The sequence below is a fragment of the Nostoc sp. FACHB-152 genome (genome assembly GCF_014697475.1).
GTDB lineage: Bacteria > Cyanobacteriota > Cyanobacteriia > Cyanobacteriales > Nostocaceae > Nostoc_B.
On sequence record NZ_JACJRV010000124.1, the window covers coordinates 1 to 12,649 of the forward strand.

Genomic DNA, 12,649 nt, shown 5'->3' on the forward strand with positions numbered 1-12,649 from the left:
TTAAATAGAGCTTATTGCGAATAAATGCTCTTTTTCTTTTACCACAAATTGCTACACTCTTTGTAAGATAAGCATTCTAGACCATTTTGTCCCCCCGCAAGAGATAAATTACTAAAATTGATCCAGCAGCGATTGCTAATTGCACATGATGTAGCCCGGTGGAAATGGAATCATAAACTTCCTATTGAGGATCGAAAGCGTGAACAAGAGTTATTATTAAAAGTTAGGCAACAAGCAACAATCTATAGTTTAGATCCCGATATGGTTGCAGCATTTTTTCAATCACAAATAGAAGCAGGAAAACTTATCCAATCAGTTGATTTTCAAACCTGGCAAAAGCAAGGAATTAAAGCTTTTCCTCACGTGCCAGACTTAAACCAAATATTGCGACCATCTTTAGATAAATTAAACACAGAATTCCTTTTTGCTTTAACAGAACTGACTCAATTTCTAGGTTGTCCGCAGATACAAGAATTAATAAAATCACGTTCCCAGGTGATTATTCAGGGAGATGGTATTGTCAAGCAAGTGCAGTCTATTGCAATTTCACCCCTACTCAATTTCAAAACTTCTTCTTGCAGCATTTAAAGAAATTACACTGCTGCTGATTGAGGTAAAAAATGAAGTTTATGGCCATTTAACTGCTCTTTCACCCTTACAGCAGAATTCAGAATCCAGAAATACAACAGGGTTCATACTTGCCTTTGGGAGTTAGTTTGTGTACTTCACAACCTTGAAATCTGTTGTAATTTTAATCCAACTATGTTGAGAAGTTGGCCAAGCCTCTCGGAACAAGAATCCCGATTCTACCGGTTACAGACTATGAACAACCCTGAAAATTCTCGACCACCCCTGCCACCTTTTGATAATGAATCCGCTATCCGAAAAGTCCGAATTGCGGAAGATGCTTGTAACACACGAAACCCTGAACTAGTATCACTTGCTTACACGTCGGATAGCAATTGGCGTAACCGCTCAGAATTTCTATCTGGTCGTGAAGCGATCGTCGAGTTCTTGAAACGTAAGTGGCTTAAAGAATTAGACTACCGTCTGATCAAAGAGCTTTGGGCTTTTCAAAACAACCGCATTGCTGTCCGGTTTGCTTACGAATGGCATGATGATTCCGGTAATTGGTTTCGCTCTTACGGTAATGAGAATTGGGAGTTTGACGAACATGGATTTATGCGATGGCGTATTGCTAGCATCAACGACCTGCTCATTCACCACAGCGAACGCAAATACCACTGGATACTAGGTCGTCGCACTGACGATCATCCCGGATTGTCCGACCTCAATCTTTGAGAATTGGATGGCATTTGCACTTAACGCAGCACTGATAAATTTTGGATATATCGCCAATACCGTCTAATTAGTTTTTCAATACTCTTGAACACAATGAAAATACTACTAAAGATATCCGCATTATTACTTGCTCTGCCTATTAGTGTATTAACTAATTGTTATTTAATAGCTTCTGCTGATTCTACAGCTGGCATCGTCTTGAGTACAAAATGCCAGGGTGGGTACAACATCAATATTTGGCAGAAATATAAGAACGGTGAACTGCTTTATCGCGCGACCAGTCATAATGGTAATTTAAGTTTGGGCAAAGGAACTAGCAAAGCGACAGAAGGTGTTCGAGTGTATAAGTTTCGGAGTGGAATTTATGAATACTGGGTGTGGGATGGCACGTTAGATAACCCGCAGTCTGGAACTTTAGAAGTGTATAAAAACAACCGTATCCTGATGAAACAAGCTTGTAGAAAAAGTTGAATCATCAGCGCAGGTGTTATGCACTTTTTTGAAACCCAGTTACGGCAAGTATCTTGAGTTACGATCGCTAAAACCTCTCAAGAAGCCAGTCTTTTTTGAAGTTCATAATACCTTCGAGACATTGTATTCACCCAATCGAACTCAAAAGATATGGAAGTGAACGTTCAACACTATGATGATATTATTATCGGCGGCGGCAAAGCGGGTAAAACACTTGCACCAGCGTTAGTCGCTGACGGACGTAAAACTGCTCTGGTTGAACGCAGTTTAAATATGATTGGTGGCGGGTGTATTAATATTGCCTGCATTCCTACTAAAACTATGGTGGCGAGTGCCAATGTGGCAAACACAGTGCGAAACAGTGCCGCTTATGGTGTTAAAGCTAATACACCTATCGTTAATTTAGCAGAGGTAATTCAACGAAAACGAACAGTTGTGCAATCTGCGCGTGAAATGAACTTGCACAATTTAGAAACGGCTCTGGATAAAAACTTGATCGTCGGCACAGCAAGGTTTGTTGCTCCCAAAACAATTGAAGTGACGACTGAGGAGGACACTCGCTTACTTACCGCCGAACGCTTGTTTGTTAATACAGGCACACGACCGTTAATTCCATCCATTCCCGGACTTACAGAAGTTGAGTTTTTGACAAGCGAGTCAATTATGGAGCTAGAACACCTGCCTGAACACCTAATCGTTCTCGGTAGTGGCTATATTGGTTTAGAGTTTGCCCAGGTGTTTCGGCACTTTGGCTCTGGCGTTACTGTCATTGGGCAAAGCGAGCAAATCCTGTCACAGCAAGATCCAGATATAGCGATCGCAGTTCAAACATTATTAGAACAAGATGGTATTGAATTCTTGCTGAAGGCGAAGGTGTTGAGAGTTGATCGCACTGGTAATCAAACCATCCTGCAAATCCAAGTGGGTGATCGTGAAATCACCCTCCAAGGGTCACATTTGCTCGTCGCCGTTGGTCGTGCGCCCAATACCGAGAGCTTAAATTTAGCTGCTGCTGGTGTAGCAAGCGATATACGCGGATTTATTCAAGTTAACGATCGCTTAGAGACGAACATTCCGGGAATTTGGGCGTTAGGTGACATCAACGGCGGCCCGCAATACACTCATATATCGCTCGATGATTATCGCATTATCAAAGCTAATTTAATTGATGGGAGCAACCGTAGTACGCGGGAGCGATTGGTTCCATCGTGTTTATTCATCGATCCAGAACTGGCTCATGTGGGTTTGACTGAAACTGAAGCACAGCAACAAGGATATGCTATCCGCGTGGCGAAAATAGATGCGTCAGCCGTTCCGAGAGCGAAAACACTCGGTCAAACTGATGGACTTTTGAAGGCGATCGTGGATGCAGATACAGGTCTTATTCTAGGGTGTTCCTTGTTGTGTCATGAAGCAGGTGAAGTGATTTCAACAGTGCAGATGGTGATGCAAGCTCAGATGCCCTATACCGTTCTGCGCGATGGTATTTTGACTCATCCCACGATGACCGAAGGGTTAAATATATTGTTTTCCAAATTGTAAAAAGACGGCAATTGCAGACCTAAGGACTTACCAAATAAACGACATTTCTCACTTGAAGAGAAAAAAGTAGATATAGCATGATTAGTAAAACATCTAAAATCGGTATTATTGGTGCAGGTAATGTAGGTGCAGACGTTGCAAATGCTTTAGTCTTACTCGGTAAATGTGTAAGGGTCGTCCTTTTTGATCGAACCTTATCAAAAGCTGAGGGGCAAGCATGGGATATCGAAGACAGTATTCCCCTACTTAAAGAGATGGAGATTATACCAACAAATCAGTATGAAGATTTGGCTGATTCAGATATCATTATTGTGACTGCTGGGGTGCAGCCAAAACAAGGACAGAACCGATTAGATACATTGAGCGACAATGCAGAGATTATACGTTCCACGATCAAAGAATTGGATCGAGTTGCACCGAATTCAATCATAATTATCGTTAGCAATCCAGTGGATGTACTCACGCGGATTGCGATCGCTACTTCTACCAGAGCAGAAAATCTAATTTTCGGTTCGGGAACGGTTCTTGATACTGCTAGACTGAGATATCAAATTGGAAAGCGGCTGAATGTTGCAAAACTTGACGTTCATGCTTATGTGATTGGAGAGCATGGAGACAGTCAATTTGTAGTTTGGTCTAGTGCATTTATTGGGGGAATTCTGTTAACTGAATTTCCCATACCACAAGGAGCAACGCTAGAACAAATTCAGCAAGAGTATGCACAGTTAACTCGTAAACGAGGCCATAATATTTTTGAACGCAAAGGAAATACAAGCTATGGTATATCAATAGTAGTTTGTCAATTAGTTGATACCATTTTGCGAGATGAAAAGCAGATATTTCCAGTATCGGCCAGAGCAAATTCTAACTATGGAGTTGGCAGTGAAGTTGTTCTTGGACTTCCATGTATCATTGGCTCAACAGGTATTGAGTACCAACTACTTTTATCAAGAAATGCTCATGAACAATGCTTATTAGAACAATCAGCCAACAAACTCAATGAAGCCCATAATTTTTTGCATTATTAAAATTAATTGGGTGCGGCTATGGTTGAAAACACAATATCCTGAACAATACCTTTGCCATCAAATAGAACAAGGCAATACATGAGTTAAATATCAGTAGAGACTACTTAGGAAATAAATAGCTTTAATTTCACTATTTGATGGACTGAAACTTAATATCCAGTGCTTGTTGATAAAAATAGTGACTAAAAGCTAAGTATACTTTCATTCTAAAGTTTGAGAACGTTGTCAATCAGGAACATTGTAATGATTAAGTTTTTAGTTCGTGTGCTGTTTGCTACATTATCGTTAACTGTATTTTTGAACTTATTCGCTTCTGTTGCCCTTGCACAAAGAACTTATGAGCCAACAACTGAATCGTTATCGAAGCATAAAGTTTCAGACTGGTTTAAGGATGCAAAACTGGGAATTTTCATCCATTGGGGAGTATACTCTGTACCTGGCTATGCACCACTAACTGGAGAACTGAACAAAGTTGTTGCAGAGCGTGGTTGGGAATACTGGTTTGAGAACAACCCTTACTCAGAATGGTATTATAACTCCATGAAACTTGAGAGCAGCCCTACTTATAACTATCATAGTGCAACCTATGGTGAAGCCTTCACCTATGATGACTTTATTCCCAGATTTAATGCAGCCATAACAAATTGGAACCCCTCGAAATGGGCAAAATTATTCTCTAAAGTGGGTGCGCGGTACGTTGTACTAACAACGAAGCATCATGACGGCTTTTTATTGTGGCCTAGTAAAACTATAAACCAGCCAGGGCGAGTGGCAACACGCGATATTGTAGGCGAACTAACACAAGCTATTCGCAAAGAAGGTATGCGTATGGGTGTGTATTACTCTGGTGGTATTGATTGGTCTTTCAAAGATACAACAATCACAGACTTCAACACGCTGGTAGGAGCAATTATTCAGGAAAAAGCCTATGCAGACTATGCGAATGCTCATTGGCGCGAGTTAATTGACCGCTATCAGCCATCTATATTATGGAACGATCTTGGCTACCCTATTGGGCAAGCGAATGAAATTATGGCCTACTTTTACAATCGCGTACCCGATGGTGTGGTGAATGACCGTTTTGATTTAGGTGGTCAGTTAGGGTTGCACTTTGACTTTTCTACACCGGAATATAGTCAACTCACAAAAATAGAACCAAAAAAATGGGAAAGTACAAGGGGTTTAGGCTACTCGTTTGGTTATAACCAAAATGATACTGATTTGAATATGATTTCGGTAGATGAATTAGTAGACTTATTTGTAGATATTGTTAGTAAAAATGGGAATTTATTGCTGAACATTGGGCCAAAGGCTGATGGTTCAATCTCCAAAGTACAGCTTGAAAGATTAGAAGGCTTGGGTAAATGGCTAGATGTGAATGGTAAAGCAATCTTTGGCTCGCGCTATTGGATACGAGCAGAAGATTTAACTCTAGAAAATATTCGTGTGCGCTACACAACAAATAAAGGAAAATTATATGCAATACTGCTTGATGAGCCAACGTTTGGGAAGGTTACTATTCCAGGAATAATTTTGCCGAAAAAAGCAAGTATTACGATGTTAGGTGTTGGAGGTAAACTAGAGTGGCAGCAGTATGGTCAGAATTTATCTATAATACTACCGCACAAGTTTTTAGTCAAAAAATCACCAGCCTACACATTAGAGATCAGATGTATGCCTCTATAATCTGATTCAGAAGTTAGAAACATCGTAAGGATTCAGGTTTAATATTGCGGAAGTAAAGAAGGGCGAGACGGAGAATTAATCAGGGCAAACGCAGTAAAACACGAGTTCAAAAACGTCGTCCCAAAGCTTACCCCAGATTGACCAAGCCCCGACATGAATTATGCAAGCAATTGCAGAGTGCTTAACCCTGTTCTGTCACTTTGGGAAAAGCCAATGCCTGAAAGCCCTTGAGAGCTTTACTTTTCAGTTTTTGGCTATAAATTTTAGTTTTTGTTAGAAAATAAAAGCTCAAAACTTTATTAAATCAACGTTTCAGAGTTTCGCTCCGATGATTGTTTTCCGCTAGTGACATAAGAGGGTTAAACCACAAGCCTTTCAGCTTTTCTTAGTGCCATTCGGGTATGGATGAACGCGATAACTACGGCTATGGATATTCCCCGGTTGGAGAACGCTTCTACGACCTCAAATCAGGTCGGCAGCAGGGTCAGATTAACATGATTGCTAGCTATCGAGATGATCAACTGATTGCACCATTCACCGTTGAGGGAGCGTGTAACCGTACTGTACTAAAGTAGGTATCTAAATTCAAACTTTAGTTTGAGACAAACTTCCACTGAGAGCTGGACGGGTTTATCCATCACTCGATTGTACAAAAATATCAACTTAAAGTGGACGACAACAGAGGGTCAATGGTCTATATTTAATCCATAGCAACATTAGCGCAGTTGGATTGTAAGGCTTAAGTTTGCTTAATACAAACCGAAACATGACTTACGACCGCGATAATAATTCTTTGTTTGTTCTATCTTTAACCCAAGAGCTTGAACATTTCGTCACGCTCTATATGTTCAAAAAAATCAATAGATTTCTTGCACGAATGTTATAAAATAAGAATTTTAAGTTTCACGCAAAAGCAAGGCAGCGAGCGCGTTGGGCGGCTCTACCGACTTGTTTGCCCAAAGTATTCCCGCAAGGTAGCGACTGCTGCACAAAGAAGTAAAGAGTTGCAGAAGATTCATTTATTTAGTTGCATAATCTGATTCATACAAGAGGCCTAATATTAGGAAAAAGTATGAGAAATATTTTATTAATTGATGAACATCCTGAAGCCAAAGAAATATTAATTAAATGCTTGGATAAAGCAGAGCCTGATGTCATTAATACAGAAAACGGTATTGTTAATGTTAAGTTAAAATATCAGACATTTTCTAATAACACTGAAAATAAAAAATCAAATGCTCATAATTCTATCTTTCCAACGATTCCCAGGATGCGCGAGGTTTTCGAGTTCATTGAATTGAATTATCATCAAAATATTAAACTAAAAGAAGTAGCTCAAGCTGTTGGTTATTCTCCAGCTTACTTAACCGACTTAGTCCGCAGAATTACTGGGAGAACAGTTAATAATTGGATTATTGACCGTCGACTAAAAGCTGCAAGCTACTTGCTTTTAGAAACTAATTATTCTGTTGATGATATTGCTTTGAAAGTAGGCTATCAAAATATCAATCATTTCTATTGTCAGTTTCGCAATCGCTATCAAAATACTCCTCGTGCTTGGAGAGCAGCACAGCGTTTTAAAGTAGCTGAAAAATAAATACAAGTATGACTAAGAACTATTTTTCCAAATTACAGACTTATTTAAATAAGTCTGTAATTTTCTTTTTAAAATGTGGAATATTTTATTTATGACGAATGATTTTTATCGAAAAATAATTAATTGCCAAGCCTATTTGCTCAAGATAATATATGTGTATGGAAAGGAAAAGAGATATGAGGAAAAAGCTTATTATCTCTTGATAAATCTGGAAATTCAAATATTATTTCTATGATGATTCATTAAAGACTTTCCTTCAATAAAAATCAAATTCTGAAAGGATAAAATCATGACAACTTATACAGCAACAACAAATGGTGCAACTGAACAGCTAGAATTGTTTTCCGAAGCTGATATAGAAAGCTTAGACTACGGTTCAGCTGAAGCAGGGATTGAATCTCAGTTAGAGGAAAACTTAGAAAGTGTATCTTTTGAAAGTGTCGCTGAAGATGTAGAAGCTTACATTGAAGGAGGCTTAGAGCGTCGTCCTCCTAGCAGTTTGGTGATTAAACGGCTGACGAAAATTTTTACCGCTTTAGTCAAAAATACTGTGAAAAAAATCAATAGTAATCCTAGAACTCGTGCCAAGCTGCAAGCGGCTTGTCGCAAAAGTCCCGATGCTGTCACTCAACTATTGACTCCAATCATTACCAAGGCATTGCCAACCTATTTCAGATGGTTGTCTGCCATCTTTGTTCCGCCAATTGTGGCTCGCCTTTTTCCTGCTATTTCCAAAGATGCTGGGTTGAAATCAGAGGAAATATCTGCTGCGACTGAAGGTGTAATTACGAGTTTTTGGAACTAGTTATGGTAGTCTCTGCAAACCGATGGAGGTGTTATTCTAAAGGGTCAAAAAAGACAGAAAATTGTTGATTTAAGTCTCCCTTGATACTTCGTTCAAACCCTGAAACCCGATATTCTTCAGTCCTCTACTCGTTTGCAAAGACTATCGTAGTTTTTTGGCTAAGTGATGCTAGCCAGTCTTACAAATCACAATTTTTGTTAGGACTACTGCTTTCACATTTCCTCAACCTTAATCTTCCCCTATTTGAGGCTACCGTGTACACACAAGTGGTAGCTGTAAGGGTTTCAGGCGTTATAAACCCCTTAAATTGTCATTACGAGCGCAGTGATAACGGAGCGAAGTCATCGCATAATCCCGTAATTAAAGCGATTGCTACCCTGCGGGAAGTCTTACGCCTACGTCGTTCTTCCTCGCAATGACAAGCTTCCAGAGCGATCGCAAAACCGAAAGCTAGACGGCGAAACCAAACGTTAGGTAGGATTTCCAGACTTGTGTGTACACCGTAGCCTATTTGAGGGGAGGAAAAACCAATTTGCTTTTTTTGATAGGTTTTACCTAAATAATAATCCACATAAATTGCTGATATTTTGCATTTATTTACCGCGTAAATAAATGTAATAGATGTGGTTATCTCGAATGTTTTCATTGCGTAAAGCTTAAATTAAACTTGTAAAACTACTCATCTTTTCACAATAAAAAATCATGTCAATATTAGCATCTGTTAATTCACTAGAACAGCTAGAATTGTTTTCTGAGGCAGATATAGAAAGTATAGAAGTTGAGTCATTAGAAGCAGGGATTGAATCTCAGCTAGAGGAAACCCTCGAAAGTGTATCTACTGAAAGTGTAGCTGAAGATATAGAAGCTTACCTGGGGGGAGATATTGAACGCCGTAATCCAAATAGTTATGTAATTCAACAGTTAGCAAAAGTATTCACTGCTTTAATCAAAAATGCGGTAAAAAAAATAACTAGTAATCCGAGGACTCGTGCCAAGCTGCAAGCGGCTTGTCGCAAAAGTCCTGATGCTGTCACCCAACTGTTGACTCCAATCATTACTAAGATATTGCCAACTCATTTTAAATGGATGCCTGCTATTTTTATTCCTGCAATTGTGGCTCGTCTTTTTCCTAGTATTTGCAAACAAGCTGGGCTAAAACCAGAAGAAATTCCAGTAGTAGCAGAATTTTGGGGGGCTTTGTTTAGGATTGGTGCTAAGTTATTGCCTTCGGCAATTGACTTTTTCGGTAAGCGAAGAAGAAGATAATTAAGCTGTATAACTTATATCTTGCAATATTTTCAATAGCCGTAGAGTGAGCAACAATTACAATGTAAAAATCAATTTTTTAGCCTCTATGTAAGCAGTACTTACCCTCTTATTTTTAAGGAGCAAATCATGATTTCAGAAGAAGATTTCGATTTCACAGAACAGCAACTAGAAAAAGCCGAACTTGAAATTAATGATAAATGGGGATCTGAAATTGAAGGCAAACTTGACCGCTTCTTAGAGTATCAAATTATGGATGAAGTTGACGATGTTAATTCAACAATACGTCAACGGGTAATGATTTATTACAAACCGACCAAATGCTTTGAGGAGTTCTATGAAGAGTTTAAGCAATTGGAAGAAATTTACCAAAAACGCAATGAAGAATTTGAAGTTGATGCCTTCGATGAGTTTGAAAGCTTAGTAAATCAAGATATTGAATCACTCATAGAGGATTTAAAACAAGAGCAGGCTTTTGAGGAACACCTGACATTAGGTGAAGCTGTCGTTGCTAATCTCACCCCTGCCCAAATTCAAAAATTCTCACAGCAAAGTAATATAGTCCGCTTGGAAGCTGATAAACCCTTGAGATTAGAACTAGACCAAAGTTCTGTAACTGTGGGTTTAGCCAATGCTAGAACTCAAGGGATAGTTGGTACTGGCAGAGGGGTGATTATTGCTGTTCTTGATGGCGAAGTTGATATTAACCATCCTGACTTGAAAGGTCGTGTTGTCCATAAGCGAAATTATACTAGTGAACCTTGGGGAAACCCCCACCCACATGGAACTCACGTAGCGGGTATCATTGCTGGCAATGGCTCACAGTACAAAGGTATGGCACCAGAAGCAGTTATTTGGAACTATAAGTTATTACCTTCTGAGACAACTCAATCGGGGGAAGGATTTAAAGGTGCAGATGCCATTGAAGATGTGATTAAAGACATGAAGGAAGGTGTAAAAGTAGCTAACTGTAGCTGGGGAGTTCCGACAGAGCTAGATGGTACTAATATTTGGGCAAAAACTGCGGAACGAGCCGCAAAATTAGGCTTAGTCTTGGTTAAGAGTGCAGGTAATAATGGTTCTGAACCGCGAACTCTTACCTCTCCCGCAGATGCTTTTGGTGATGTGATTGTTGTTGGAGCATCTAGCCACGACGGTACTCAAGTGATGCCTTTTAGCAGTCGTGGGCCAACTGCTGACAACCGACCAAAACCGGATATCCTAGCACCTGGCGAACAAATTGTATCTACTGTACCTGGCGGTAGTTACCAAAAGATGAGCGGTACTAGTATGGCATCACCTCATATTGCTGGTATAAGTGCTTTGTTATTGGAGCGTAATCCAAAACTCGAACCTTGGCAGATTAAAAAAATACTTATGGAATCTGCAAAACCACTGGAGTCAACCACTGACCCCAATGTCCAGGGCAAAGGTTTAGTCGATGTTGTCAAGGCTTTGCAGATGGCAGCACAACCTGCATCAGAAGAGAAACAGATTATCTACACCTCGGTAGTCAAACAAAGGAAGTTACTAGAACAACTAAACATTGCCGTGAAAAATACTAGCAAGGAAGTTATGCAGGGGGTAAAAGCTAGTTTGGTATCACCTACTGGTGATATTAATGTCACGGCTGCCGAACAAGACTATGGTAATTTGCGGATTGGGGCAGATGTTATCCGCAACTTTGAGATTGAAGTCTCTCCCAATGGCAAACCGAGTCAATACAATCTCTCTTTGAAGCTGAACTATACTACGTCCAGTGGTCAGAAAAAAACAGATTCGTATCAAATTATCCATCAAGTCCCAAGTCTGGCTAAATAGAGACTATTTCAACAGACTGATAATAAGTAAGAAGAGTGCAACCAGATGAAAGTTGACTTCCGTATCATTGCACGAGGCGCTGATAGCGGATACCGAACCGCCAGCCAATTGGTAATTAATAACCCAGAAGAATGGGCTTCGGTTTGGCAGCAACACGCCTCAAATATCATACCACCTCCACCTGTTCCCAGAGTGGATTTTACAGATAACCAAGTAGCTGCAATCTTTATGGGGGAGAAACGCACTGGCGGTTATTCGGTGGAAATTCTCTCAGTTGAGACCAAAAGCTCTGAGCAAGATGACCTGACATCGTTGGTAATTACAGTTGCCTATCACCAGCCTCAGCCTAAAGACATTGTTCCAGAGGTGATTACGCACCCATACCAGATAATTACAATTCCCCAACTTGCCGCAAACAGGGTTATGTTTCGACAGGCTTAAGTAAATACCACCCTTGTTAGCATCAAAATTTTGGCAGATTTCGCAAACTCGGCTTACATACGAACTCAATTTTTTCAGGAGTAAATTATGACTACACAGATAGTCGAAAATTTGGAATTGTTTTCAGAAGCTCAACTAGAGAGCTTAGAATTCCTACCAGAGGAATTAGAAAACATTGAATATGAACTATACCCTAACTTAGATAGTATCTCTTTGGAGGTAGTAGCTAAAGACCTGGAAACTTACTTCGAGGGATATGTTGAACAGGCAGGGTTGGAAGGGCGTGGTGGTCGTGGTGGTCGTGGTGGCACTCGTGGCGGTACTCGTCGTGGTACTCCTCGCAGTCGTGACTACCTTAGTCCATCTGAAAGAGATGAAGTCAGAACTATTACAGCCAATATTAGACCAGGCAATCCAGGTGGCAGAGTGTATAACAATGCAGGAGGTCATGGGGGTACTCGATTACCTTCCCTTGCAAAGGGGCAGGAGTATCGAGAGTACGATCTTGGTCAAGCTAATGATGGTACTCGTGGCAGGCATCGTCTCGTCGTATTGATTGGTTCAAACGGAAGATCCGTAAGAAAGTATTCTTAAGGGGCTACAAAAAGGGCTAGAATGCAGACAGAATAAGTCTCATAGCTCTTTGACCTTGTTGGTAGAAAGGACGCTTATTAGGACTTAATGTCAATA

At 40.1% G+C, this 12,649-nt stretch carries 12 protein-coding genes and 2 pseudogenes; 13 read left to right on the forward strand and 1 reads right to left on the reverse strand.

Features of this window, described 5'->3' with window-relative positions; genetic code table 11:
• Positions 1–111: 111 nt before the first annotated feature.
• The 9 genes and pseudogenes from aroQ to H6G76_RS34350 all read left to right on the forward strand — a co-directional run.
• A pseudogene (aroQ, locus tag H6G76_RS34310) lies at positions 112–588 on the forward strand (gamma subclass chorismate mutase AroQ); the annotation flags it as partial.
• Positions 589–822: 234 nt separating this feature from the next.
• Entirely contained in the window at positions 823–1,302 is a 480-nt protein-coding gene (locus H6G76_RS34315; protein WP_190710671.1) for a nuclear transport factor 2 family protein, read from the forward strand.
• 93 nt (positions 1,303–1,395) lie between these two features.
• Positions 1,396–1,773: a hypothetical protein gene (locus H6G76_RS34320; RefSeq protein ID WP_190710672.1), complete on the forward strand. Its 378-nt coding sequence runs from the start codon at positions 1,396–1,398 to the stop codon at positions 1,771–1,773.
• A 150-nt stretch (positions 1,774–1,923) separates the two neighbouring features.
• Positions 1,924–3,315: a mercuric reductase gene (locus tag H6G76_RS34325; RefSeq protein ID WP_190710673.1), complete on the forward strand. Its 1,392-nt coding sequence runs from the start codon at positions 1,924–1,926 to the stop codon at positions 3,313–3,315.
• 77 nt (positions 3,316–3,392) lie between these two features.
• A complete protein-coding gene (locus H6G76_RS34330; protein ID WP_190710674.1) occupies positions 3,393–4,343 on the forward strand; it encodes a malate dehydrogenase in 951 nt (316 codons plus the stop codon).
• Positions 4,344–4,586: 243 nt separating this feature from the next.
• On the forward strand, positions 4,587–6,029 hold the full coding sequence (locus tag H6G76_RS34335) for an alpha-L-fucosidase (RefSeq protein ID WP_190710675.1): 1,443 nt from the start codon (positions 4,587–4,589) through the stop codon (positions 6,027–6,029).
• Positions 6,030–6,424: 395 nt separating this feature from the next.
• Positions 6,425–6,601 (forward strand): annotated as a pseudogene (locus H6G76_RS34340) (IS630 family transposase); the annotation flags it as partial.
• A 500-nt stretch (positions 6,602–7,101) separates the two neighbouring features.
• Positions 7,102–7,626 carry a helix-turn-helix transcriptional regulator gene (locus tag H6G76_RS34345; protein WP_190710677.1) on the forward strand — a complete coding sequence of 175 codons (525 nt, stop codon included), beginning with the start codon at positions 7,102–7,104 and terminating at the stop codon, positions 7,624–7,626.
• A 289-nt stretch (positions 7,627–7,915) separates the two neighbouring features.
• Positions 7,916–8,431, forward strand: coding sequence for a hypothetical protein (locus H6G76_RS34350; protein ID WP_190710678.1), 516 nt, complete (start codon positions 7,916–7,918; stop codon positions 8,429–8,431).
• Positions 8,432–8,744: 313 nt separating this feature from the next.
• On the opposite strand, the gene H6G76_RS34355 is transcribed toward H6G76_RS34350, so the two are convergent.
• Positions 8,745–9,002, reverse strand: a complete 258-nt coding sequence (locus tag H6G76_RS34355) for a hypothetical protein (RefSeq protein WP_190710679.1) — start codon at positions 9,000–9,002, stop codon at positions 8,745–8,747.
• A 131-nt stretch (positions 9,003–9,133) separates the two neighbouring features.
• Between H6G76_RS34355 and H6G76_RS34360 the strand changes: the two genes are divergently transcribed.
• The 4 genes from H6G76_RS34360 (at position 9,134) to H6G76_RS34375 (ending at position 12,553) form a co-directional block, all read left to right on the forward strand.
• Positions 9,134–9,697 carry a hypothetical protein gene (locus H6G76_RS34360; protein WP_190710680.1) on the forward strand — a complete coding sequence of 188 codons (564 nt, stop codon included), beginning with the start codon at positions 9,134–9,136 and terminating at the stop codon, positions 9,695–9,697.
• Between the two features lie 129 nt (positions 9,698–9,826).
• Positions 9,827–11,518: a S8 family serine peptidase gene (locus H6G76_RS34365; protein ID WP_190710681.1), complete on the forward strand. Its 1,692-nt coding sequence runs from the start codon at positions 9,827–9,829 to the stop codon at positions 11,516–11,518.
• Between the two features lie 45 nt (positions 11,519–11,563).
• Complete coding sequence (locus H6G76_RS34370; RefSeq protein WP_190710682.1) at positions 11,564–11,959, forward strand: protease complex subunit PrcB family protein; 396 nt, start codon at positions 11,564–11,566, stop codon at positions 11,957–11,959.
• An 87-nt stretch (positions 11,960–12,046) separates the two neighbouring features.
• Complete coding sequence (locus H6G76_RS34375) at positions 12,047–12,553, forward strand: ribonuclease domain-containing protein (protein ID WP_190710683.1); 507 nt, start codon at positions 12,047–12,049, stop codon at positions 12,551–12,553.
• Positions 12,554–12,649 lie beyond the last annotated feature (96 nt).

Bases quoted from the DNA above. Each gene is read 5' to 3' on its own strand.
- H6G76_RS34320 (WP_190710672.1), top strand. From the start codon at position 1,396: ATGAAAATACTACTAAAGATATCCGCATTATTACTTGCTCTGCCTATT.
- H6G76_RS34345 (WP_190710677.1), top strand. From the start codon at position 7,102: ATGAGAAATATTTTATTAATTGATGAACATCCTGAAGCCAAAGAAATA.
- H6G76_RS34315 (WP_190710671.1), top strand. From the start codon at position 823: ATGAACAACCCTGAAAATTCTCGACCACCCCTGCCACCTTTTGATAAT.
- H6G76_RS34330 (WP_190710674.1), top strand. From the start codon at position 3,393: ATGATTAGTAAAACATCTAAAATCGGTATTATTGGTGCAGGTAATGTA.
- H6G76_RS34375 (WP_190710683.1), top strand. From the start codon at position 12,047: ATGACTACACAGATAGTCGAAAATTTGGAATTGTTTTCAGAAGCTCAA.
- H6G76_RS34335 (WP_190710675.1), top strand. From the start codon at position 4,587: ATGATTAAGTTTTTAGTTCGTGTGCTGTTTGCTACATTATCGTTAACT.
- H6G76_RS34325 (WP_190710673.1), top strand. From the start codon at position 1,924: ATGGAAGTGAACGTTCAACACTATGATGATATTATTATCGGCGGCGGC.
- H6G76_RS34360 (WP_190710680.1), top strand. From the start codon at position 9,134: ATGTCAATATTAGCATCTGTTAATTCACTAGAACAGCTAGAATTGTTT.
- H6G76_RS34370 (WP_190710682.1), top strand. From the start codon at position 11,564: ATGAAAGTTGACTTCCGTATCATTGCACGAGGCGCTGATAGCGGATAC.
- H6G76_RS34365 (WP_190710681.1), top strand. From the start codon at position 9,827: ATGATTTCAGAAGAAGATTTCGATTTCACAGAACAGCAACTAGAAAAA.
- H6G76_RS34350 (WP_190710678.1), top strand. From the start codon at position 7,916: ATGACAACTTATACAGCAACAACAAATGGTGCAACTGAACAGCTAGAA.